Here is a 24,432-nt window from a genome sequence, read left to right as displayed (position 1 = left end):
TGCCTTATCCGTTGGTCTCGCCACGGCCGAAGAGCTGGTTCAGAACCTGCTCTTCCAGCCTTGCGAATTCCGCCGTGCCATGACGGCGCGGACGCGGCAGTTTCACATCGAGATCGAGCGCGATGCGCCCTTCGTCGATGACGACGATGCGATCCGCAAGCGCCACGGCCTCCGATACATCATGCGTGACGAGAACGGCGGTGAATTTCTGCTTGCGCCAGATGCGCTCCAGCAGAAGCTGCATTTCAATGCGGGTGAGCGCATCGAGCGCGCCAAGCGGCTCATCCAGCGCCAGGATTTGCGGATGGGCCACCAAGGCGCGCGCCAGCGCCACGCGCTGCTTCTGGCCGCCGGAAAGCACATAGGGCCATTCGCCAGCCCGGTCTTTCAGACCGACCTCCTCGAGAATTGTAAGCGCCTGCTCCTGCGCCGCCTCGCCCTTGGCGATGCCGGTCAGCCCCACGGAGACGTTGCTCGCGATACGTTCCCACGGCAGAAGACGCGGCTCCTGAAACATCATTCGGGTGCGGCTCGATGCATCTTTCGAGACGGTTCCGGTGGTCGGCGTGTCGAGGCCGGCCAGAATACGCAGGAGCGTGCTCTTGCCGCAGCCGCTCTTGCCGATGATGGCAAGAAACTCGCCTTCCCGCACATCGAGATCGATGCCGCGCAGAACCGGTTTGTCGCCAAAACTCTTCGCCACATTGCGGAAGCTGAAGGCGACCTTGCCTTCTGCCGTCTTCTCGCGTTGTTCGATTTTCCCCTGCGACGGGAGGGATGGCGGGGCATCCGGGCGTCTCAGCGTCGTCACATTGCCGGTCGACATGGGTTACCTCAGACTTTCTTGAAGGCTGGATGCCATTGCAGGAAGATGCTTTCGAGGAAGCGGGCGAAACTGTCGGCCAGCTTGCCGAGAAGCGCATAGATGAGGATCGACAGCACGACGACGTCGATCAGCAGGAACTCGCGCGCCTGCATGGCCATATAGCCAAGGCCGGACGAGGAAGAGATGGTTTCGGCGACGATCAACGTCAGCCACATGATGCCGAGCGCATAACGCAGGCCTGTGAAAATGGCGGGCAGCGCGCCGGGCAGGATCACCCGCCGGAACAGCGTGAAGGGCGACATGCCGTAGGTGCGGCCCATTTCCACCAGTTGCGGATCGACCCCCTGAATGCCGAGCAGCGTGTTGATGTAAATCGGGAAAAACACCCCGAGCGCGACGAGGAAAAGCTTCGCCTCCTCATCGATGCCGAACCAGAGGATGACCAGCGGAATGAGCGCCAGATGCGGAATGTTGCGGATCATCTGCAGCGTCGTGTCGGTGAAGCTGCGGGAGAATTTGGAGAGGCCGTTGGCCAGTCCGAAAATGAAGCCGATGGAGCCGCCAATGGCGAAACCGGCGAGTGCGCGGGCGGAACTGACGCCGATATTGGCGACAAGCTCACCCGAGAGCAGAAGCCGCCAGAAGGCTTCCGCGACAGCCGAAGGGGCCGGCAGCACATTGGCGGAAATCAGACCGGCACGCGCCGCCGCCTCCCAGCCCGCAAGAATGAGTGCGGGGAGCAGCCAGCCTGTGATGCCGCCAATCTCGATACGCTTTCCGGTGCTCATGGCATACCCTCCGGCTCTTGCTCAGTTCGTCGCGCCCGACCAGACGGCATCCTTGATGCTGATCTGTTTCGGGATCAGGCCGAGACGATAAAAGCGGTCGGCGGTCTCCTGCTGGCTGGCGACGATCTTGTCATCGATTTTGGTAATGCCGAATTCCGAGCGGTTCGCGGCCAGCGTCTGCGCCTCCAGCGGCACGCCCGTCACCTCATGCAAAGCTGCGGCGACCTTGTCGCGGTTGGCGGCGGACCATTTCGCCGCCTCGCCCAAAGCATCGATGGTAATGTTGATGGTATCCGCATTGGATTTGGCGTAATCGCGATTGGCGAGGAAATAGGTACTGACAGCAAGCACATCGCTGGTGCGGGCCAGAGTGACCGGCTTGTAGCGGGTTTCGGCAATCGCATAGAAGGGATCCCAGACGGCCCAGGCGTCGATCTTGTCGCTGGCGAAGGCGGCGGAAGCATCGGCGGGGCTGAGATAGACCACCTCGATATCGCTGAATTTCAGGCCGTTCTTCTCCAGCGCCGCCACCAGCAGATTGTGCGCGCTGGTGCCCTTGCCGACACCGACCTTCTTGCCCTTCAGGTCGTCAACCGATTTGATGCCACTCTCAGGCTTGGTGAAGATCGCCTCACCCTTGCCGTTCGAAGGAAGGGCCGCGACATAAACGATGGCGGAACCTGCCGCCTGGCCGAAGATCGGCGGCGCATCCCCCGTCCAGCCGACATTGATGGAGCCGACATTCAGGGCTTCCACCAGCGGCGGACCGGCGGTGAATTCGACCCAGGAAACCTTCACGCCCTTGGCCTCAAGCGCCTTTTCGATGACGCCCTGCTGGCGGGCGATCACCGGCAGGCCGGTTTTCTGATAACCGATCTTCAGCTCTTCCGCCGCCTGCACCTGTAGCGGCAGGACCGAGAATGCGGCGGCAACAAAAAGGCTGGCGGAAAGCGCGCGGCGGGTGATGGCTGGCATTTCATCTCCTTGTCACCAGCCCCTCTGGCCGGTTCACGATATGGAGCAATGCTAGGGTTTTCCATTAAAACGATAGAGAGACAATAATTCAATATGAGCAATGTTGCGGGAATAAAATTCCGCGCAAATGCCTCTTTTCCGCAAATCGTCGCGGACGCCCTCGTCCGAGCCATCGAATAGAAATGCCGGCGCGGATGGAGCCGCGCCGGCGTGATGGATCAATTTCTCTATAGGGACGCGATTATTCGATATCGAAGGAAACGCCCTGCGCCAGCGGCAGCGCCTTGGAGTAGTTGATGGTGTTGGTGGCGCGGCGCATATAGGCCTTCCACGCATCCGAACCGGATTCACGGCCGCCGCCGGTTTCCTTCTCACCGCCGAAAGCGCCGCCGATTTCCGCACCCGAGGTGCCGATATTGACGTTGGCAATGCCGCAATCCGAACCTTCCGACGACAGGAACCGTTCCGATTCCTGCATGTCGCGGGTGAAGATCGATGAGGAAAGACCAGCAGCGACGGCGTTATGGTCGTCTATCGCCTGATCGAGATCGCTGTATTTCATGACGTAGAGGATCGGCGCGAAAGTCTCTTCGAGCACCGGTCCCGCCTGCTTCGGCATTTCGACAAGCGCCGGCTTGACGTAATAGGCATCCGGCGCACCCGTATCCACGCGGCCGCCGCCATTCACCACACCGTCATGGGCTTTCGCCGCTTCGAGGGCCTTCTGCATGCCGTCGAAAGCCGCCTTGTCGACCAGCGGGCCGACGAGTGCGGAGGTTTCCAGCGGGTTGCCGACAGAAACGGAGGCATAGGCCTTTTTCAGGCGCGGCACGAGCTGGTCATAAACGCTGTCATGCACGAAGAGACGGCGAAGTGTGGTGCAGCGCTGGCCGGCCGTGCCCATGGCGCCGAAGGCGATGGCGCGCAGCGCCATGTCGAGATCGGCGGAAGGGCAGACTATGCCGGCATTGTTGCCGCCGAGTTCCAGAATGGCGCGGGCGAAGCGTTTCGCCAGACGCGGGCCGACATCGCGGCCCATGCGGGTGGAGCCGGTGGCCGAAACGAGCGGCACTTTGGGATTGTCCACCAGAGCTTCACCCACGGCGCGGTCGCCGATCAGCAGCTGCGAAAGACCTTCCGGCGCATCGCCGAAGCGGGCGGCGGCGCGTTCGAAGATGCCCTGCACGGCAAGCGCCGTGAGCGGGGTCTTTTCCGAAGGCTTCCAGACCACCGAATTACCGCAGACGATGGCGAGCGCCGCATTCCACGACCACACCGCGACCGGGAAGTTGAAGGCGGAGATGACGCCGACGACACCGAGCGGATGCCAGGTTTCCATCATGCGGTGGCCGGGACGTTCGGTGGCGATGGTGAGACCATAAAGCTGGCGGGAAAGACCGACGGCGAAATCGCAGATATCGATCATTTCCTGCACTTCGCCGAGGCCCTCGGAGGGAACCTTGCCCGCTTCCAGCGAGACGAGACGGCCGAGATCGGCCTTGAAGGCGCGCAGTTCCTCGCCGAGCAGCCGGATCAGTTCACCGCGACGGGGCGCCGGCACATTGCGCCATGCCTTGAAGGCGGCATCGGCCCGGTCGATCACGGCTGCGACACCTTCGACCGAAACGGTCTTCAGGCTCGCGACCTGTTCACCCGTCACCGGGCTGAAGGAGGCCATATCGCCGCCGGTATAAAGATCGCGGGCAACGCCCATCCTGTCGAGCAGGGCCGCGGCTTCCTGTTTCACGTCGAGCTTCGTGGTCGCATCCATGTCCATCGTCCTTTTGGCTTAAAAGGGGAGGAAAGGCCGTTATGATACGGCGCTTTCAACTCCCGTCACTCTTCTTTCCCCGAATTTGCCATTCGTTATGTGAAACTGATGTTTTACACCGTTCCATTCTTTCCCGTAATCATATATGGCCATAACGACCCTTTTCCAATGAGGAAAGCGGGTAAGTTGATGCGAGAATGGAATGGATCCGCGCAGAAGACTGGTCCCTGACATCGTTACCCTGCAGGCGTTCGAATGCGCGGCACGGCACGGCAATTTTACGCGTGCGGCGGAAGAACTCAACCTCACGCAGAGCGCGGTGAGCCGGCAGATCGGCGAACTCGAAGCGCAGACCGGAATGCAGCTTTTCGAGCGCATCCGCAGGCGGGTCGTGCTTTCGGAGGCGGGGCGTAAATTCCTGCCAGATGTGCGGCGCCTGTTGCAGCAATCCGAACAGTTGATGGTGCGCGCGGTGTCGGCCGGCACATCGCACGCATCGCTTTCCGTCGCCACATTGCCGACATTCGGCAGCCGCTGGCTGATGCCGCGCCTCCACCGCTTCATCGACGCCAATCCGGAAATAACGATCACCATCGGCTCGCGCTCGCATCCCTTCGATTTCGATGAGGAAGGTTTCGATCTCGCCATTCACTACGGCCAACCGGTCTGGGCGCATGGCACCTGCACATTTTTGTGCAACGAGGTGATCGTGCCGGTCGCAAGCCCCGCCCTTGTGCGCCGCGCCGGCGTGAACCAGCCGCAGGATCTGACAGGGCAGCCGCTGCTGCATGTGACGACGCGTCCGAAGCTATGGACGGAATGGCTGGAGATGAACGGGGTGACGGCGGAGAATGCCTATCAGGGCAGCCGTTTCGACCAATTCTCGATGATCATCGAGGCCGCCGCAAGCGGCATCGGTTTTGCCCTTCTGCCGAAATATCTCATCGAGGCGGAGATCGCCTCCGGCCGCCTCGCAATCGTCTTCGACATGCCCCTGCAGACCGACAAGAGCTATTACGTCGCCCTGCCGGAAGGACGGCAGGACAATGCACTGGCCCGCGCCTTTCAGGCATGGCTGCTCGATCAGGTCGGCAAGCCGGTCTAGTCCATCATCCGCTCAGTTCGATGAGCGGAGAGAAACGTCATACAGCCCCGGAAGATCGGGACCGACGGGCACGATGCGGGTCGGATTGAGCGCCTTGATGGAATAATAACCGCGCTTGATATGGTCGATATTGACCGTGTCGCGCACGCCCGGAATGGTCAGCACCCGCATCATATAGGCCTGAAGGGCCGGATAATCGGCGATGCGGCGAAGATTGCATTTGAACAGGCCAAAATAGGCGGCATCGAAACGAACCAGCGTCACGAAAAGCCGGACATCCGTTTCGGTCAGGTGATCGCCGAAAAGGAAAGGTCCGCCTGAGACGAGGCGGCTTTCGAGCTCCCCAAGCGTTGCGAACACATCGGCGAAGGCCTCCTCATAGGCGATCTGCGTGGTGGCGAAACCGGTTCTGTAAACGCCGTTGTTGAGGCGTGGATAGATGTGGTCATTGAGAGCATCGATCTCATCGCGCAGCGCTTCCGGATAGAGGTCCAGGCTATTATCGGCCAGATCGCCGAAACCGGAATTCAGCATGCGCAGAATATCGGCGGATTCGTTGTTGACGATGGTTTTCGTCTTTTTGTCCCAAAGCACGGGCACGGTGGCGCGGCCGGTATAGTGCGGATCCGCGCTGGTATAGACCTCGTGCATATAGGTGAAGCCGTTGAGCGTATCACGATCCGCGCCCGGATAGTCGCCGAATTTCCAGCCCTCGTCGGAAAGCGCCGGCTCGACAACGGAAACGGAAATCACCTCTTCCAGCTTCTTCAGCTTACGGCCGATCAGCGTGCGCGATGCCCAGGGGCAGATCAGCGCGACGTAAAGATGATAACGGCCGCTTTCGGCCGCAAAACCGCCCTCGCCCGTCGGCCCCGCCGAACCATCAGGCGTTACCCAATTGCGGAAACCGGAGGTCTGGCGAACGAAGCCGCCTTTCTTGTCGGTCGCCTGCACCGGATGCCATTCGGCGGTCCATTTTCCATCCACGAGCATTTGCGGCTCTCCGTTCATCTAAAGATGAAAGCCTTATGGGCCGGGTTGCCGCCGCTTCACAAGCCGCGCTTCGGTTGACGCACTGTTTCCGATCAACAGTGAATTCAGAGGCGATTGCGGAAAAACGGGTTCCAGCGCACGGTGCCGAGCCTCACCTTTTCGCGGATCATCGTCAGCAGTCCCGATGCGGCGATGACGGCCAGACCAAGCACGGCGACCGCATCCGGATATTCGTGGAAGAAAGCCATGCCGATCGCCACGGCCCAGAGGATTTGCGAATAATGCGATGGCGCGATCTGGCTTGCCGGCGCGATGCGGGTCGCGACCAGAAGGGTGATCTGCCCCGTGGCCGTGCAAAGGCCGATGAAGGCGAAAGCCAATAGCTGGTGTAGGGTGGGCATGACGAATTCGGGGAGGGAGGCAATGCCGTTGAAGGTGAGGCCATAGATCAGCAGCACGCCCATGATCGAGGTGCGCTTTTCCTTGCCCGCAAGCGAGCGCAGCAAAACGATGGTCATTGCCGCGAGGAACGCAACGCCGATGGCGGCGAAATGCCCGAGTTCGAGTGTCTTGAAGCCTGGCCGCACGACGAGGATGACACCGACGATGCCAGCCAGAACCGCCGCCCACCGCCATGGGCCGATATTCTCCTTCAGCACGACGGCGGAAAGCACGGTCACGAAGAGCGGCGACAGGAAGATCAGCGCATAGGCTTCCGCCAGCGGAATTGTGGTGAAGGCATAGATACCGAAAATACCGGCGAAAAGGCCGGAGATCGCGCGCCCGTGCACGGCGAAGGGCCGGCTCATGCGCCAGAATTCACGCCACCTTTCCTCGCGCGGCTTGCTGAAGAAAATGAAGATGCCGGAAAATAGAATGCTGAAGAAGCCGATTTCGAAAACGCTGATCTGCGATCCAAGCGACTTGATGGTGGCATCGCCCATGGAAAAGGTCGCATAAGCGAACAGACCGAGCAGAAAACCCTTTTGCATTTGAACGTCCCCAAACACCGACCGCAACGCAAAGCATCCCCCGGCCGCGTGGAACGCGACCCGGACGCCCCTTCAAGGGACAGACAGTCTGGCAGATTTGATCCTCAGCCCTATGGCTAGACCCGGCTACCTATGAGTGCAAGTCGGAAAAACGGCAAAATTGCCCTATTGGACCCGACCGATGAAAATGGCTGCAAGGTGCGGCAAATTTGTCCCGCCATGGCCATCACATCCCCGTCATGGAAAGAGGTTAGCCGGTGTTCATCGTGGCGCTTGGCGACGGGCATGAAGGCGGCTAAATATTATCGTGTGATTTTCACCCGCCGATTTCCCCGGCTGATATTGCTGCGTTACCATGGCCTCGCTAACCGAAAGGAAAAAGAATGCGGATTGTGATGATCGGTTCGGGTTATGTCGGCCTCGTGTCCGGCGCGTGTTTTGCGGATTTCGGCCATGACGTGGTCTGCGTCGACAAGATGCCGGAGAAGATCGAGGCCCTGAAAAACGGCCATATTCCGATCTTCGAACCGGGTCTGGAGACCATCGTCGCCAACAATGCCAAGGCCGGGCGGTTGAGCTTCACCACCGATCTTTCCGCAGCCGTTGCCAATGCCGATGTCGTCTTCATCGCGGTCGGCACACCCTCGCGGCGCGGCGATGGCCATGCCGATCTCGGCTATGTCTATGCGGCGGCGAAGGAAATCGCCCATGCGCTTGATGGTTTCACGGTCATCGTCACCAAATCCACCGTTCCCGTCGGCACCGGCGACGAGGTGGAGCGTATCATCCACGAGGAAAACCCCTCGGCCGATTTCGCCGTCGTCTCCAACCCGGAATTCCTGCGCGAAGGCGCCGCCATCGAGGATTTCAAGCGGCCGGACCGCATCGTCGTCGGCCTTTCGGATGAGCGCGCCCGCCCCGTCATGACCGAGGTTTACCGCCCGCTCTATCTCAACCAGTCGCCGCTGCTCTTCACCACAAGGCGCGCTTCCGAACTCATCAAATATGCCGCCAACGCCTTCCTGGCGATGAAGATCACCTTCATCAACGAGATGGCTGACCTCTGCGAGAAGGTCGGCGCCAATGTGCAGGACGTGTCGCGCGGCATCGGGCTGGATGGCCGCATCGGTCCGAAATTCCTGCATGCCGGCCCCGGTTATGGCGGCTCCTGTTTCCCGAAGGACACGCTGGCGCTTGCCAAGACCGCGCAGGATTATGATGCGCCGGTGCGGCTGATCGAGACCACCATCGCCATCAACGACAACCGCAAACGCGCCATGGGCCGCAAGGTCATCAACGCCGTGGGCGGCGATGTGCGCGGCAAGAAGATCGCCGTGCTTGGGCTGACCTTCAAGCCGAATACCGACGACATGCGCGACAGCCCGGCAATCGCCATCATCCAGACCCTGCAGGACGGCGGCGCAAAAGTGGTGGGTTACGACCCGGAAGGCATGGCGAATGCCCGCCACCTGATGGAAGACATCGAATACGCGGCCGGCCCCTACGAGGCGGCGGAAGATGCCGACGCCGTGGTGATCGTGACGGAATGGAACCAGTTCCGCGCGCTCGACCTGCCGCGGCTGAAGGCGATCATGAAAACCCCTGTTCTTGTGGACCTGCGCAATATCTACCGCACGGATGAGGTCGCCGCGCATGGTTTCATCTATGCCGCGGTCGGTCGCCCGCACGAAGGCGGTTCCGACAAGGGCGCATAGAGGTTTCGTTTTCGCCATTTCATTAAAAGGTTTTCTGCGCTTCGGTCAGACCGCAAACGCACCAACGGATTCGGGATATAATCATCATGCGTTATCTGGTTACCGGCACGGCTGGCTTCATCGGCTTTTATGTTGCGAAGCGGCTCTTGGACGCCGGCCATTTCGTGACCGGCTTCGACGGCATGACGAAATATTACGATGTCAGCCTCAAGGAAAAACGCCACGCCATTCTTTCCCGCTCCAACGGCTTCCGGGCCGAAATCGGCATGCTGGAAGATACGGATGCGCTGAAGCGCGCGGCAGAGGCCGCAGAACCGGAGATCATCATCCACCTCGCCGCACAGGCGGGCGTCCGTTACAGCCTTGAAAATCCGCGCGCCTATATCGATTCCAATCTCATCGGCTCGTTCAACATGCTGGAGCTCGCGAGAAGCTTGCAGGTCAAGCACCTGATGCTGGCATCGACCTCCTCCATCTATGGCGCCAACGAAAAAATACCCTTCGCGGAAAGCGACAAGGCCGACGAGCCGATGACGCTCTACGCCGCCACCAAAAAATCGATGGAGCTGATGGCGCATAGCTATGCCCATCTGCACAAGCTGCCCACCACCGCCTTCCGTTTCTTCACAGTCTACGGCCCGTGGGGACGGCCGGACATGGCGCCGATCAAATTCGTCGACGCCGTTTCCAACGGCCGGCCGATCGATATTTACGGGCAAGGCAATATGAGCCGCGATTTCACCTATATAGACGATCTGGTGGAGGGCATCGTCCGGTTGAGCACGGTCATCCCTTCCGAGGAAAACCGTGTTACACACGAAGGCGTCACCGACACGCTTTCGCACCATGCACCCTTCCGCGTGGTCAATATCGGCGGCGGCCAGCCGGTGGAGCTGATGCATTTCGTCGAAACGGTCGAAAAGGCAGTCGGGAAACCCGCGATCCGCAACATGCTGCCGATGCAGCAGGGCGATGTTCCCCGCACCTTCGCCTCGCCCGACCTTCTGAAGGCATTGACCGGCTATGTGCCGCAAACCCCGGTCGAGGAGGGCATCAAAGCCCTCGTCGCCTGGTATCGCGAGATGCACCCGGCCGAATTACGGGAATAACCTCACAACGTCGCCAGCAGGCGGTTGGAGATGGTGCCGCCGGAAGCGCTCTGCATGGCGATCTTGGTTTCCACGGCCTCGATGATCGTGTCGCTGAAATCCATCTCCGTGAGATCGCGGATATTGGAAAGCCCGCCCGGCGAAAACACGTTCACTTCCAGTATCTTGTCACCGACGATATCGAGCCCGACGAGGAACATGCCGTCCTCCACCAGCTTCGGCCGCACCATTTCGGCGAGCGCCACGATTTCATCGGTCACCGTCGCCGCCTCCGCCGTGCCATGGGCATGGATATTGGAGCGCAGGTCGCCCTTGGCCGGCACGCGGCGAAGGGCGGCATATTTGCCTTCACGCATCAACGGGCGGCCATTCATCATAAAGAAACGGATATCGCCGTCCTTGGCGGCTGGCAGATAGGCCTGCGCGATCAGATAACCTTCGAGGCTCACCGCCTCGAAAATCTGGTTGAGATTGGTCTCCTTGCTGGAGCCGATCTTGAAGACATTCTTGCCGCCGGAGCCCTGCAGCGGCTTGACGATGACGCCCTTGGGGTGCGCGTCGGCAAAGGCGCGGATTTCCTCGACATTGCGCGAAATGATCGTGGTCGGGCGGACGATTTCGGGAAAGCTCTGGAAATAGAGCTTGTTTTGCGCCAGCGCCAGACCTTCGGGATCGTTCAGAACCACGACGCCCCGTTGTTCGGCAAGCCGCCCGAACAGGATGCCGGCATGCACCGCCCATGGCCGTGTGGTCTGGTCGAGAGAGGGGTCGTTGCGCAGCATCAGCGCATCGATTTCCTCCACATCCATGGTCCGCCGTTCCAGCGCCTTGTCCTGCAGGGCAGCATGGAACGCATCCGATTTCTTGTATTTCGCCTTCGGCAGCACGGTCGCATGGATGGTCAAACTGTCGTCCGAGCGCAACGTGAAATCGCCGGGCGTCAGATAGACCACCTCGTGGCCGCGATTGAGCGCCGCCATGGCAAGCAGGCCGGTCGCGTAGTTCGGTCCCTCGGTTTCGATGGAATTGACGAAAAATGCGATACGCATGAAGCCCCTCCTATAATGTCGCCAGTTCGGCAATGGATAATCCCGCCCGTATTTTTTCCAGCCGCTCATTGGCCCGGGCGGGCAGCAGAAATGCGGGCCTGACAGCCGGCGGACGAAGGAGGCCGCGCAGGGCCAGCTCCTGCATCACCGGAAAATGGGCGGCGGCGATCTTGCCCATCCAGAACGGATCGAGCGCCCCGCCCCTGCGCAGATGCTCCAGCACCTCCGCCAGCCCGCGCAGATAGATCGCATCCTTGGAAAGACCGCCGCCGCGATAGATGCGCAGCACCATGTTGAAGGCCCCGGCCTCATCGAAACCGTGATCGCGGGTCATGATGCGGAAGGTCTCCACGAAGCTTGCCCCATCCAGCATGGCGGCGCAGCCAATAACGCGACCGGCGATCAGCCGCAGGCGCTCGCGCGTCATGCCGCCGGCCAGATGTTCCGCCAGCACCGCCAGCCCCTCCTGCACGCCCTCATAACCGGAAAGGCCGGTGCGGAAGAGGCGCAAGCCCTGAAACGAGCCGTTGAAATAGGTGAGAAGATGCACGCCGATCTCATGCGACAGCAGCGCCTCGACACGGCGCTGTTCCATGACGGTGTGGCGGGAAATCAGAAGCTTCTCGCCCGTCACCATCAGGCCCGGCGGCAGGTCGTCGCGGATCTCGACGCGCGCCTTGAATTCCGGGTCTTCCGCAAGATAGGTCTCGACCATCTCCCGCGACTTCTTGGCGACCGCGTAACAATCGACCATGGCGATTTCACCGGTCTCCTCCCCGCGCGGGCAATCCGCAAGCACCCGCAGCGCCAGCTGAAGGAGGGCCGGTTCGACAGCGCCATAAAGGGCGCGTGAAAAATCGGTGAAGGTGCGATGGTGCAGATTGGCGAGCATCGTCAGCTGCAGATCGATCTCCTGCTGTTTCTCCCGGTAGAGATTATAAAGCACCGGGTCTTCCAGATGATCGAAAACAACGGAATAAAGCTTGCGTTTCTGCTCCTCGACATCGACGCCGAGCGGCCGGTAAAGCAGGCGCGGCGCGAACTGAAAGCCGCCATCGCGAAACTCTTCGAAGGCCCGGCGAGCATTGATGGGCGTGACGGAAAGCAGAAAATCGAAGGATGAAACAATATCGTCGACGGACCGGTCGGCACGCCTGACGGCATCGACGAAGGCCTTGCGCCCCAGCGCCCGATGGCTGGTGACCTTGAGCGCATCCTTGCCCGAAGCGAAGGATGAAAAAGCCTGGAGACCGGCATCGAAAAGATCGGCGATCATCGTCACCCGCAGGCCCGGATAATCCGCACCGGATTCCGGCTGGCGGTAGATCGGCGCAAAACGCACGCTGATACAGGGAAAATCAAGGCCCGCTTTTTTGAACCGCAGAACCGGATCGGCATCCGGTTCCGGCCGGGTGATGCGCGGCGTGCGAAAACGCACTTCGGCATCGCAAACCGCCTTGATGAAGACCCGGCGGGCATTCTGCGTTTCTGGCTCAGCCGTCGCCGAGACGGAAACCTCATAATGCGGCAGGAAAGGCGAATCGTCGGCCAGCAGGATGTCATGCTCCAGCTCACCGATATCAAGGACCATGAAAGCGCCAAAGCGCTGCCGCATGACCGTGCCAACGGCCTCGATCAGCGGTGCTGCCTCCTGAATGGTCGACGCGATCAGATAGGAGGCGTGGGCGGCGGCGATATCGCGGGCGGCGAGATTTTTCGTGCCGCCGGTCAAATGCAGGCAGAGGAACGGCAGCGGCCGGTCGATATGCAGACGACCGTCTTTGCCGACATCGCGGCGGATGGCTTTGCCGGCCTCCAGGCAGGACACGACATCATCGACCAGATCGGCGATGGGAGACGGTGCGCTGCGGGCGGGAGAGAGATTCATCGCCGCGACCTCAGGCACTCTTCGAGCACCGGCTGGAGTGCTGTTATCGCTTGACGAATATCCGCCACCACACGCGCATCCGGCTTTCCCGTCCACTCGTCCATGAAGAATTTCTTGAACTCGATTGCGATGGCGCAGCCATTTTCGGCGAACCTTTCGTGGATGAAACGGGTCTGCTCCCCCTTGCCCTGAAACGCCACGTTCTCGCGAACATCGAGGCGGCGTCCGCCGATGGTCGCTGACGCGAAATGATGCCCGACCGCGCTCACGATATCGCCCCAGCGGCTGCGATCCATGGAAAAGGTGCCGATATTGATATCGGGCGCCTCCGCCTGCGCCGTCGGCGGCGCAGCGGCGCCCTGCCGGCGATGATTATAGCTGTGCACATCGAGCACCACGAAAGCCCCATGCCGCCTTTCGATTGCAGAGAGCACGGTCTCCAGCATCGCATAATAGTCGGCGTGAAAATCGAGCGACTGCCGGATGGCTTCCTGCGCCGGCTCCTCTTTCCAGACCTCAAGCCCCCAGGACTGTTCCGGCTTCAGATAGATCGCCTGATCGGCCGCACGGTTGAGATCGATTTCGAAACGCGAATGGTGAACGACGAGACGGTTCGTCAGTCCCGCAACCATCTCACCGGTGAAAGGGTCCTCCTCCCGCAGCCGCTGTTCCGGGGAAAGGGCGATGAGCCCGGATACGTCCGGTCTAATGCGATGACCGTCGTGAATGGCCGTGCCGATAACCGGTGAATTGCCGAAATCGATCGACCAGAAACCCTTGTTTTCGTTGTCACCGTGGTATTCGCCGTCACTCTGTCTGGCTGCCATGCTGCCTCCCCTGCATCGGGGATAAAACAGCGGGACATGCCCGTTTGTTCCCTTCTCCGCCCGCCGGTCGCGCCGGCCACAATATAAACGTTGCGCGCAACCGATCCGGAACCATGGGCGCAGCAAAGGGTTTGTCTCCCGTGCGCATGGGCGCACGTCATGCATTTTCACACATGGGAGAAGGAACAATGGCCGAGAAGAAACTCGACGACCTGTTTTACGATACGCTGAAGGATATCTACTACGCCGAGAGGCAGATCCTGAAAGCCCTGCCGAAAATGGCGCGGGCGGCGACCGATCCGAAGCTGAAACAGGCCTTTGAAAAACACAAGGAAGAAACGCAGGGACACATCGAACGCCTGCAGGAAGTGTTCGAGATCATCGGCAGGCGGGCGCAGGGCAAGACCTGCGAGGCGATCCAGGGCATCATTGCCGAAGGTGAGGAGATCATCGACGATTTCAAGGGCACCGCGGCTCTCGATGCCGGTCTCATCTCGTCGGCGCAGGCGGTCGAGCATTACGAGATCGCCCGCTACGGCACGTTGAAAGCCTGGGCGGAAAAGCTTGGACACCGCAATGTCGTTTCCCTGCTGGACGCCACGCTGAAGGAAGAGTCCAAGACCGATGACGCGCTGACTTCGCTCGCCAAGACTTCGATCAATGCGGCAGCCCAGAAAAAGGCGGCATGACGCTGTCTGAAACACAAACAAAAAACCGGAATGGGCGACCATTCCGGTTTTTTTAGTGTCTTGAAACCTGCGGAAGTTACGGCAGGGTATAGGCGATCACATAGTCGCCCGGCTTGGTTCCGACGGAGCCGTGACCACCCGCAACCATCACCACATATTGCTTGCCGCCATCCAGCGCATAGGTCATCGGCGTTGCCTGGCCGCCGGCCGGCAGGCGCGCTTCCCAAAGCTGCCTGCCGGTCGTCAGGTCATAGGCGCGCAGGTAGTTGTCGACGGCAGCACCGAGGAAGGCGACGCCGCCCTTGGTGATCATCGGCCCGCCAATGCCCGGCACGCCCAGTTTGAAGGGCAGCGGCAGCGGCGTCATGTCATGAACCGTGCCGTTTTTGTGCTTGTAAGCGATATCGCCGGTGCGCAGATCAGCACCCGCGACATAACCCCATGGCGGGGCCTGGCAGGGAATTTGCAACGGACCGAGGAACGGACCCATGAACACGCCATAGGGTGCGCCGTCATTGCGGTTGAGGCCCTGTTCGCTACCCTTTTCGTCCTGACCCTTCGGCGGAATGTCGGCGCGCGGCACCAGCTGCGAGGTGAAGGCGAGATAGGTCGGCATGCCGAACATCACCTGACGCTCGGGATCGACCGCCACGCTGCCCCAGTTGAAGGTGCCGAAATTGCCGGGATAGATGATCGAGCCGGTCAGCGAAGGCGGCGTATAGCGGCCCTTGTAGTTCAGCTGATGGAAGCGGATCCGGCAGGCGAGCTGATCGAACATGGAGACGCCCCACATGTCCTTTTCCTGCAAGGGCGCCGGCTTGAAGGACAGGGCCGTCGTCGGCTGCGTCGGAGAGGTGAAGTCCTCCGGGATGGCGCCGCCCGGCGCGGGCTCTTCGGTGATGGGCAGAAGCGGCTCGCCGGTGCGCCGGTCGAGAACGTAGATATCGCCCTGCTTGGTGGGGCCGACGAGAGCCGGCACGGTCTGGCCATCCTTGGTGATGTCGAGCAGCACCGGCTGGGCCGGCACGTCCATGTCCCAGAGATCGTGATGAACCGTCTGGCGCACCCAGCGATCCTTGCCGGTGTTTATATCCAGCGCAACGATGGAGGAGGAATATTTCTCCACATTCTCGCTGCGGCCCATGCCGAGCTGATCCGGCACCTGATTGCCGAGCGGGATATAAACGAGGCCGAGGCCTTCATCGTAACTGAAGACCGACCAGCTGTTGGGCGAATTGGTGGTGTAGGTTTCACCCGCCGCAATCGGTTCGGTTTTCGCGGGGTTGCCGGAATCCCAGTTCCAGACGAGCGCGCCGCTGTTCACATCGAAAGCGCGGATGACGCCGGACTGTTCCTGCGTGGAATAGTTGTCGTTCACCGCGCCGCCGATGATGATCTTGCCCGCCACGATGACGGGCGGCGAGGTAGAATAATAATAACCGGCGGGATTGTATTTCATGCCCTGCTCAAGATGCAGCACACCCTGATCGGCAAAGGAAGTGCAGACCTGACCGGTGGCGGCGTCGAGCGCGATCAGCCGCGCATCCGAAGTCGGCAGGTAGACGCGCTCGGCGCAGGCCGTGCCTTGAGCGGCATTCGGCTCGGCATAATAGGAAACGCCGCGGCATGTCTGGTGCTGGCGGTCCGGATTGAGACCGACATTCGGGTCGTATTTCCACTTTTCCTTGCCGGTGGCGGCATCGATGGCAATCGCCCAATTATGCGGCGTGCAGATATAAAGCGTGTTGCCGATCTTCAGCGGCGTCACCTGATAGGTGGTTTCACCCACATCATCGGGCAGCTTCACATCGCCCGTCTGGTAACGCCAGGCTTCCTTGAGCTGCGAGACATTGTCGACATTGACCTGGGTGAGCGGCGAATAACGCTGGCCATAGGGCGTGCGGCCATATTGATGCCAGTCACCGTCAGGCACATTGCCGCCATAGGCGGGCGTGGCGGAGGCCGTTTCCTGAGGCAGGGAACCTGCGGTATCGTGCGGATCCTGCGCCATGGAATATCCGGCCACGACGATGGAGGCGAGGACGGAAAGGGCAAGCGGCCAGGCATTCGGCCCATAGCTAAGCCCGGTCGGGCTCGAAAAACCGAGCGGCTTTCTGACCCAGGGAACCAGAAGCCAGAGGCCGATGAGAATGATGATGCCGCCGCGCGGGCCAAGTTGCCACCAGTCGAAGCCGACTTCCCAGATGGCCCAGGCGAGCGTCGCGACAATGAAGACGGCATAGACGTGAAGGGCTGCGCGATTGCGCTTGAACAGCAGAACGGCCGTCAACAGAAAGGCCAGTCCGGAAAGCACGTAATAAAAGCTCCCGCCCAGCATGACGAGCTGAGAGCCGAAACCGAACAGCGCAAGACCGATCAGCGTGAGAACAACTGCAGTGACGGTGACTGCCATGAATGAAACCCCCGATTCCTGTCACTTTGCGTGAAATGAAATCGGGCGCGATCTGGTTCCATGAAAATTATCATCGGCGCGAAAAAACTTCACGCCATGGTGGTCACGGGTTTTGCGGTGCTCCGGTCGAATCCTGCGGCGTGGGCGCAGTCTCAGTCTGCGGGTTCTGCGGCAGGTTCTCGTCTGGTTCGAAAACCGAATATTCGACAACGGCCCACACCACCAATGCAAGAAGCACGCTGACGATCAGAATGACGAGGACGGGACGTCCGCGCGATCCCTGCCGCGCACGCGTTGCCGTTTCGCTTTTAGGCGCATCCCGACCGTCGAGATAGCTGGCATTTTCTCTGGCCATGTCTTTCACTCCCTGTAACCCTGTTGATCTAATCATTGGGGTCAGGGTTTTGTTCCAGACGCGGAAAAACGACGTTAGCCTCACTCGGCCGGCAAACGCGCCCTGTCACAGTCCGCCATATCCACCGCACTAAAGCTTTGCCCAAGGCCGAGCCAGGAAACCGGCCGCCGCGCTCCATCATCCGTTTCCGATGGATCGTCTGCGGGGCTGTCTGAATTCGCCAACGGCAAGGGTGATGGCCGCCTGCGAAATCGGGTTCCGGAAAAGGAGAGGTGTTGTTTCAACGCATGGCGCCATTGGCGACACAGGTCCAGAAAAGCGAGGATTCTCAGCATCATGATTGTCAGGCAATATATTGATAAAAATAACCTGCCCTGTTTGCCACGTCTGGAAGATATGCGCATCCCTATCGCGCAGCAGCCTCAGCGAATGGTCGGATTGTGCCAACAAACCCGCATAAAGTGTCAGAAGGGCATCCGAAAAAGCGTGGTCAGCGGCCGAGCTGCACGATCCAGCGGGTCCATTCCGCGCTATCCGGCTTCACAATATCCGACGTGAGGTCGCGGTTTTCCGAAGCGAAATGCCGCATCTGACGCGGCGAAAGGCCGAAGGTCTTCTTGAAGACGCGGCTGAAATTTTCCGGATTGGTGAAACCATAGGACGCCGCCACCTCGGCAATCGTCATATGTGCCGATTGCGGTGCCCGCAGGAAATCCATTGCACGTTCGAGACGCCGATGGGTGATGCAGGCCGAAAACCCGCCCAGCGGCTCAAACAGCCGGTAGACGGTGCGTCGCGACACGCCAAATTCACCCATCACCTTTTCCACTGACAGGGCCGGATCGAGCAGGTGATTGTCGATATAGCGCCGGATGGATGCCCTGAGCGCCCGCTGCACGCCCTGCGCATTGTCGTGCCCGACATGATTGTTGATGGCGGCCGCAGCAAGCTCCAGAAGCGGCGAAACCGTCGCTGCGCCTTCACTGGCGTTCATCACGTCGAAATGGCGATAGATGCTCGTCATCGTTTCACGCAGCAGCGATACCAGCGGCAGACCGGCCGGCAGCACACGTTCATGATGATTGCCGGAACCGACAAGCCTGCCTTCCAGCAGCCGGCGCGGCACGACGAGGCTGAGATGATCGTGGTCTGTCGTCGCGGTCGCCAGCGGTTGCGCCATGTCGATGAGATAGAGGTCGCCGGGGCCTGCGGTCTCGCCCGATCCGCGCCGCGACATGCTCTGTCCGCTGGCGTAGAATTGCAGGAGAAAACCGTCCATGCCGTCGCGGGCAAGCTTGTGACGCGAACGGTCGAAATCCTGCGCAGAGGACTGAGTGCGGCCGAGCGCGACATTGCCGATGAAAGCCGCATCGACGCTGGCGAAGAAACCGTCATCCTGCGGGCGACGCAGACGGGCATCGAACAGCACGTTGATCGAATCCCGCCAAAGCCCCATGGCGTCGCGTTTCGGCACCTGGCGCGTATCGAAGCGCGAGCGCGCCAGCGGCGCTTCAAAAGACCCTGTGTTCATCATGACGCTTTTCCGTGAACACGGCGCTGACCCCGCCGTCCACGAAAACTATACAGGATTGAAACCACTCAACAATGCCGGAAGCCGATGAGACGGTTCGCTTAAAGCGCGTGCGCGAAAATTATTTCGCGGTCCAGCCGCCATCGATGGAAATGGTGGTGCCGGTGATGGAGCGGGCCATATCGCCCGCGAGATAAAGCGCCATTTCCGCCACTTCTTCCGGTTGCACGAACCGCCTTGTCGGCTGCGGCGCAAGCATCACCTTCTTCACCACCTCCTCCTCGCTCATGCCATGCACGCGCGCCTGATCGGCGACCTGGGCGGCGACAAGCGGCGTCCAGACATAACCGGGGCAGATGGCGTTGCAGGTGATGCCGAGTTCGGCCACTTCCAGCGCCACGCTTTTCGTCAGCCCCACCACCGCATGTTTGGTCGCGACATAAGGCCCCTTGAAGGGCGAAGCGCGCAGGCCATGCGCGGAAGCGATGTTGACGATGCGGCCCCAGCCTCTTTCCTTCATGCCCGGCAGGGCCGCATGGATGGTGTGAAACGCGCTGTCGAGCGAGATGGCGACGATGCGGGAGAAATCGGCGAAATCGAACTCGTCGATCGGCGCGACCTTCTGAATGCCGGCATTGTTGACGAGGACGTCGATATGACCGAATTCGGCGATGACGGTTTCCGGCAGATGGGCGCTTTCATCGTAATTGGCGAGGTTGGCGGCAAAATAGACTGGCCTGTGCCGCGCCACCTTCGCGACCGCCTCCAGCGCCTGCGTCGCCTCCTCCGCCGTCTCTATGCCATGCACCGCGACCAGATACCCCGCCTCGGCGAAACGCTTGGCGATGGCAAGCCCGATGCCGCTGGTGGAACCCGTGACGAGCACGGTTTTCGGTTGATCCTCCATCGGCCTAGTCCTTTAGCTGCGGCAGGTTGCGGAAAAGTTCGAGCGCTTCGGGATTGGCGAGCGCATCGGCATTCTTCACCGGCCGGCCATGGATGGTGTCGCGCACCGCGATTTCGGAAATTTTGCCGGAACGGGTGCGGGGAATGGCGCTGACGGCGATGATCCTTGCCGGCACATGCCGCGGTGTGGCGCCCGAACGGATGCGGCTGCGGATCGTCTTTTCCAGCTCTTCCGTCAAAACCGCGCCGCCCTTCATGCGCAGGAAGAGGATGACCCGCTGGTCGCCCTCGATATCCTGCCCCACAGCAATCGCCTCTTCGACCTCAGGCACGGTTTCCACCTGCCGGTAGATTTCCGCAGTCCCGATGCGAACCCCGCCGGGATTGAGCGTCGTGTCCGAACGTCCATGGATGACATATCCACCGGAGGGGCGCATTTCGGCAAAATCGCCATGCGCCCATATGCCGGGGAACCGGTCGAAATAGGCGGCCTGATAGCGCGAGCCATCCTCATCGCCCCAGAACTTCACCGGCATGGACAGATGCGCATTGCGGCAGACGAGTTCGCCGGCAACGCCACGAACGGAACGGCCCTCATCATCCAGCGTGTCGATATCCATGCCGAGCATCGCGCCCTGCAATTCGCCGCGATGCACCGGCTGCAAAGGGTTGCCGCCGAGGAAACAGGCGCAGATATCCGTGCCGCCGGAAATGGAGGCGAGGTGCACATCGGCCTTCCAGTCGCGATAGATATAATCGAAGGATTGCGGGATGAGCGGCGAGCCGGTGGAGAGAATTGTCCGCAGCGATGAAAGATCGTGGCTTTCGCGCGGCTTCAGCCCGGCCTTCAGGCAGGCGTCGATGAACTTCGCCGACGTGCCGAAAGTGGCGATCCGTTCGGCGTCGATGAGGTCGATCAGCCGCGCAGGGTTGGGATAACCGGGATTGCCGTCATAGGTGACGAGCGTAGCGCCAAGCGCCAGACCGGAGACCTGCCAGTTCCACATCATCCAGCCGCAGGTGGTGAAATAGAAAAAGCGCTCCCCTTCCTGAATATCGCATTGCAGCTTCAGTTCCTTCATGTGCTGAAGAAGCAAGCCGCCGCCGGAATGGGTGATACATTTCGGCTTGCCGGTCGTGCCGGAGGAATAAAGGATCGCCAGCGGCGCCTTGACGGGCAGACGGTTGAAGGCGATCTCGCCCGCCGCATAAGGCGCGACGAAATCCGTAAGCGTCACGCAGCCGAGATCGGCAAGGTTTTCGGGCACGGCGTCGCCGATCAGCACAATCCTTTCAGGAGCCGCACTTTCCACCACCGCCCGAATGGTCGGGCCGACATCGATGCGTTTGCCGGCATAAGCATATTCCGGCACGGCGACGAGGATTTTCGGGCCGATCTGCGACAGGCGGTCGGAGGCTCCCGCCGGCCCGAAATCCGGCGAGCAGGACGACCAGATCGCCCCGATGGCGCTCGCGGCCAGATAGCTGACAATCGCCTCGATATCATGGGTCACGATGGCGCTGACGCGGTCGCCTTCCTTCACACCGGCATGGCCAAGCGCCTGCACCATGCGGGACACTTCGTCGTAAAGCTCTCTGCGGGTAATCTCGCGCCTTGTGCCGTCGTCGCGATGAGCGATGATGGCCAGCCGCCCGTCGGCATCGCGCAGCAGGTTTTCGGCATAATTAAGTCTTGCGCCCGGATAAAACTCGGCCTCCCGTATGGTCTTGCCGGGCTTGAATGCCGTATCGCCGCGCGTGCCGATAATGCCGAGTTCGTCCCACAGCGCATCGTAAAATTCATCCGGCGCGTCGATGGACCAGCGCAGCAGGCCGGCATAGTCATCGGCGGCCTGCCCGTGCAGCTTTGCCGTTTTCGTCGCGAAGGCGAAAAGCGCTGAGCGCTCCAGCCTCTTCTCCGGCGGCCCCCATAAGATGTCGGATGGCGCGTCCGTCATGCTTCGCTCCCGCGCAGCATTTCGACGATGGCGGAAAAATCGCGCCCGCCGCTTCCTTCGCCGACGAAGTTTTCATAAAGCGCCGCCGCTGCCGCACCGAGCGGGGTGGAGGCGCTGACTCCATTCGCGGCCTCCTGCGAAAGCTTCAAATCCTTCAGCATCAGGGCCGCCGCAAATCCGGGCCGATAATCCTTGTTGGCGGGCGATGTCGGCACCGGACCCGGCACCGGGCAATAGGTGGTGAGCGACCAGCATTGCCCGGAAGAGGTGGAAGCGACATCGAACAGCGCCTGATGCGAGAGGCCGAGTTTTTCGCCCAGAACAAAAGCTTCCGAAACGGCGATCATGGAAATGCCGAGGATCATGTTGTTGCAGATCTTGGCCGCCTGGCCGTTGCCGCCCTTGCCGCAATGCACGATCTTCTTGCCCATCGCCTCCAGCACCGGCTTTGCCGCAGAGAAGGCCGCAGCCTCGCCGCCGCACATGAAGGTCAGGGTGCCTGCCGCAGCCCCGCCCGTTCCGCCGGAAACGGGCGCATCGACCGAGGGGCAACCGGCGGAAGCGGCCAGCTCGTGCGCCTTAAGCGCGCTTTCCATGTCCACCGTCGAGCAATCGATGAGAAGCGTTCCGGCCGGGATTTTCCGAACCAGATCGCCATAGACCGACACGACGTGTTCGCCCTTCGGCAGCATGGTGATGATGACGTCAGCGGCTTCGATGGCCTCGGCGGAATCCGAGGCAACGGGAACGCCCGCCTCTCTCGCCGCCGCGCGGCAGGCGTCGGAAAGATCGTGACCCCTGACGGCATATCCGGCCTTGACGAGATTGGCGGCCATGGGCAGGCCCATATGTCCCAGCCCGATAAAAGCGACGGTCTTCATCGGAGCGCTCCTTTCAGCGATTATCCGCAAGGATCATGTCGGCAGCCTTTTCGGCAATCATGATCGTCGGGGAATTGGTATTTCCGGATGTGATGCGCGGCATCACCGATGCGTCGGCGACGCGCAGCCCGGCGAGCCTGCGGAATTTCAGCCGCGCATCGACCACGCTTTCCATATCCGACCCCATGCGCAGCGTGCCGACGGGGTGGAAGATGGTGGTGCCGATATCGCCCGCCGCCTTGGCAAGATCATTGTCGTTTTCGAAGGAGGGACCCGGCTTGTATTCCTGCGGCTTGAAGCGCGCGAAGGCCGGTTGGGCGACGATGCGGCGCGTCAGGCGCATGGCGTCGATGGCCACCTGGCGGTCGCCTTCGGTGGAAAGATAGTTCGGGCGGATTTCCGGCTGCATGGCGAAATCCGGTCCTTTCACATGCACTGAGCCCCGGCTTTCCGGTCGCAAATTGCAGACACTTGCGGTAATGGCCGGAAAAGTGTGAACCGGATCGCCGAACTTGTCGAGCGAAACCGGCTGTACATGATATTCCAGATCGGCGGTTTCCTTTTCAGGCGAGGAACGGGTGAAGACACCAAGCTGGCTCGGCGCCATCGACATCGGCCCGGAGCGCGTCAGCGCATATTCGAGGCCGATCCTCGCCTTGCCGAACAGGGTGGAGGCCCTTTCATTCAGCGTCAGGACGCCGGAGACCTTGTAGACCATGCGCAGTTGCAGATGGTCCTGCAAGTTCTCGCCCACGCCCTGAACCTCCGCCACCGTGTCGATACCGGCCGCCTGCAACACATCGCCACGGCCGACGCCGGAAAGCTCCAGAATATGCGGCGAGCCGATGGCACCGGCGGACAGCACCGTCTCGCGCCGTGCCCGCATCGTTTTCAAGACGCCGTCATGGTGGAATTCGACACCCGTAACGCGGCCTTCCTCGATGATGAGGCGCTTGACATGGGCCTTGGTCAGAACCGTCAGGTTCTTGCGGCCAAGCGCCGGTTTCAGGAAGGCTTTCGCCGTGTTCCAGCGCCAGCCCGCCCGTTGGTTCACATCGAAATAACCGGCACCTTCATTGTCGCCCCGGTTGAAATCATCGGTCGCGGGAATACCCGCCTCGCCCGCCGCCTTCTGGAAAGCATCCAGCACATCCCAGCGCACCCGCGCCTTTTCCACCCGCCATTCGCCGCCGGCGGAATGCATCTCGTTTTTGCCGCGATAAAAGTCTTCCGACTTCAGGAAATAAGGCAAGATATCGTTCCACCCCCAGCCCTCGCAGCCGAGCTGCCGCCACATATCGTAATCGCGCGCCTGGCCGCGCATATAGATCATGCCGTTGATGGAGGAGCAGCCGCCAAGCACCTTGCCGCGCGGATAGATCAGCGAGCGGCCGTTCAGCCCCGGCTCTTCCGCTGTCTTGAAACACCAGTCGGTGCGCGGATTGTTGATGCAATAGAGATAACCGACCGGAATGTGGATCCAGTGGTAATTGTCGTTGCCGCCCGCTTCCAGAAGCAGCACGCGGTTGTTCGGATCTTTCGAAAGGCGGTTGGCGAGAACGCATCCGGCACTCCCCGCTCCGATGACGATATAGTCATATTCGCCCATGCTCTTCTCCATGCGCCACCCTTGCCGCACCGTCCCGGGCGCGGAGGAGGCC

Annotated in this window: 20 protein-coding genes; 4 read left to right on the top strand and 16 right to left on the bottom strand. The window is 60.9% G+C overall.

The genetic code is table 11. The features are described from left to right. Positions 1-4 precede the first annotated feature (4 nt). From I3J13_RS12220 to amaB, 4 genes are all read right to left on the bottom strand, one after another. Positions 5-826, bottom strand: coding sequence for an ABC transporter ATP-binding protein (locus tag I3J13_RS12220; RefSeq protein WP_196378956.1), 822 nt, complete (start codon positions 824-826; stop codon positions 5-7). An 8-nt stretch (positions 827-834) separates the two neighbouring features. Further along, positions 835-1,614: an ABC transporter permease subunit gene (locus I3J13_RS12215; protein ID WP_020009953.1), complete on the bottom strand. Its 780-nt coding sequence runs from the start codon at positions 1,612-1,614 to the stop codon at positions 835-837. 21 nt (positions 1,615-1,635) lie between these two features. Continuing rightward, a complete protein-coding gene (locus I3J13_RS12210) occupies positions 1,636-2,589 on the bottom strand; it encodes an aliphatic sulfonate ABC transporter substrate-binding protein (protein ID WP_196378955.1) in 954 nt (317 codons plus the stop codon). A 241-nt stretch (positions 2,590-2,830) separates the two neighbouring features. Continuing rightward, on the bottom strand, positions 2,831-4,360 hold the full coding sequence (amaB, locus tag I3J13_RS12205; protein ID WP_174058471.1) for an L-piperidine-6-carboxylate dehydrogenase: 1,530 nt from the start codon (positions 4,358-4,360) through the stop codon (positions 2,831-2,833). A gap of 202 nt (positions 4,361-4,562) precedes the next feature. Between amaB and I3J13_RS12200 the strand changes: the two genes are divergently transcribed. Continuing rightward, the gene (locus tag I3J13_RS12200; RefSeq protein WP_196378954.1) at positions 4,563-5,465 is read left to right on the top strand and encodes a LysR family transcriptional regulator; all 903 of its coding nucleotides are present in this window, start codon (positions 4,563-4,565) and stop codon (positions 5,463-5,465) included. Between the two features lie 12 nt (positions 5,466-5,477). Here the strand turns inward: I3J13_RS12200 and I3J13_RS12195 are convergent, their stop codons facing one another. Both I3J13_RS12195 and I3J13_RS12190 read right to left on the bottom strand, forming a co-directional pair. Further along, on the bottom strand, positions 5,478-6,458 hold the full coding sequence (locus I3J13_RS12195) for a glutathione S-transferase family protein (RefSeq protein ID WP_196378953.1): 981 nt from the start codon (positions 6,456-6,458) through the stop codon (positions 5,478-5,480). A 104-nt stretch (positions 6,459-6,562) separates the two neighbouring features. Continuing rightward, positions 6,563-7,450 (bottom strand): DMT family transporter, encoded by an 888-nt coding sequence (locus tag I3J13_RS12190; RefSeq protein WP_196378952.1) that lies wholly within the window; start codon positions 7,448-7,450, stop codon positions 6,563-6,565. Between the two features lie 383 nt (positions 7,451-7,833). Here I3J13_RS12190 and I3J13_RS12185 point away from each other — a divergent pair, with 383 nt between their 5' ends. Both I3J13_RS12185 and I3J13_RS12180 read left to right on the top strand, forming a co-directional pair. After that, on the top strand, positions 7,834-9,165 hold the full coding sequence (locus I3J13_RS12185) for a UDP-glucose dehydrogenase family protein (RefSeq protein WP_196378951.1): 1,332 nt from the start codon (positions 7,834-7,836) through the stop codon (positions 9,163-9,165). Between the two features lie 86 nt (positions 9,166-9,251). Next, entirely contained in the window at positions 9,252-10,274 is a 1,023-nt protein-coding gene (locus I3J13_RS12180) for an NAD-dependent epimerase (RefSeq protein WP_196378950.1), read from the top strand. Between the two features lie 2 nt (positions 10,275-10,276). Here I3J13_RS12180 and I3J13_RS12175 read toward each other — a convergent pair whose 3' ends face one another. From I3J13_RS12175 to I3J13_RS12165, 3 genes are read right to left on the bottom strand one after another with little or no spacing between them, the layout of a single operon-like run. Next, on the bottom strand, positions 10,277-11,323 hold the full coding sequence (locus I3J13_RS12175; protein ID WP_196378949.1) for a glutathione synthase: 1,047 nt from the start codon (positions 11,321-11,323) through the stop codon (positions 10,277-10,279). Between the two features lie 10 nt (positions 11,324-11,333). Continuing rightward, positions 11,334-13,211: a flavohemoglobin expression-modulating QEGLA motif protein gene (locus I3J13_RS12170; protein ID WP_196378948.1), complete on the bottom strand. Its 1,878-nt coding sequence runs from the start codon at positions 13,209-13,211 to the stop codon at positions 11,334-11,336. Beyond that, positions 13,208-14,038, bottom strand: coding sequence for an N-formylglutamate amidohydrolase (locus I3J13_RS12165; protein WP_196378947.1), 831 nt, complete (start codon positions 14,036-14,038; stop codon positions 13,208-13,210). The genes I3J13_RS12170 and I3J13_RS12165 overlap by 4 nt, the downstream gene beginning before the upstream one ends. Positions 14,039-14,226: 188 nt before the next feature. Between I3J13_RS12165 and I3J13_RS12160 the strand changes: the two genes are divergently transcribed. Next, positions 14,227-14,727, top strand: a complete 501-nt coding sequence (locus I3J13_RS12160; protein ID WP_196378946.1) for a YciE/YciF ferroxidase family protein — start codon at positions 14,227-14,229, stop codon at positions 14,725-14,727. A gap of 76 nt (positions 14,728-14,803) precedes the next feature. Here I3J13_RS12160 and I3J13_RS12155 read toward each other — a convergent pair whose 3' ends face one another. From I3J13_RS12155 to I3J13_RS12125, 7 genes are all read right to left on the bottom strand, one after another. Continuing rightward, positions 14,804-17,140, bottom strand: coding sequence for a glucose/quinate/shikimate family membrane-bound PQQ-dependent dehydrogenase (locus tag I3J13_RS12155; RefSeq protein ID WP_196378945.1), 2,337 nt, complete (start codon positions 17,138-17,140; stop codon positions 14,804-14,806). Between the two features lie 103 nt (positions 17,141-17,243). Next, positions 17,244-17,495 (bottom strand): hypothetical protein, encoded by a 252-nt coding sequence (locus I3J13_RS12150; RefSeq protein ID WP_174058463.1) that lies wholly within the window; start codon positions 17,493-17,495, stop codon positions 17,244-17,246. A 490-nt stretch (positions 17,496-17,985) separates the two neighbouring features. Beyond that, a complete protein-coding gene (locus tag I3J13_RS12145) occupies positions 17,986-19,029 on the bottom strand; it encodes a helix-turn-helix domain-containing protein (protein ID WP_196378944.1) in 1,044 nt (347 codons plus the stop codon). 118 nt (positions 19,030-19,147) lie between these two features. Then, positions 19,148-19,933 (bottom strand): 3-hydroxybutyrate dehydrogenase, encoded by a 786-nt coding sequence (locus I3J13_RS12140; RefSeq protein ID WP_196378943.1) that lies wholly within the window; start codon positions 19,931-19,933, stop codon positions 19,148-19,150. A 4-nt stretch (positions 19,934-19,937) separates the two neighbouring features. Next, complete coding sequence (locus tag I3J13_RS12135) at positions 19,938-21,890, bottom strand: acetoacetate--CoA ligase (RefSeq protein ID WP_196378942.1); 1,953 nt, start codon at positions 21,888-21,890, stop codon at positions 19,938-19,940. Continuing rightward, positions 21,887-22,771 carry a 3-hydroxyisobutyrate dehydrogenase gene (gene mmsB / locus I3J13_RS12130; protein WP_196378941.1) on the bottom strand — a complete coding sequence of 295 codons (885 nt, stop codon included), beginning with the start codon at positions 22,769-22,771 and terminating at the stop codon, positions 21,887-21,889. Before mmsB ends, I3J13_RS12135 begins: the two co-directional genes overlap by 4 nt. Before the next feature lie 13 nt (positions 22,772-22,784). Continuing rightward, positions 22,785-24,380, bottom strand: a complete 1,596-nt coding sequence (locus I3J13_RS12125; protein ID WP_035223586.1) for a GMC family oxidoreductase — start codon at positions 24,378-24,380, stop codon at positions 22,785-22,787. Positions 24,381-24,432: the final 52 nt, after the last annotated feature.

Origin of the sequence: Agrobacterium leguminum, from assembly GCF_015704895.1 — a bacterium.
Classification (GTDB): Bacteria; Pseudomonadota; Alphaproteobacteria; order Rhizobiales; family Rhizobiaceae; genus Agrobacterium; species Agrobacterium leguminum.
This window is presented reverse-complemented; position numbering and strand designations above follow the sequence as displayed.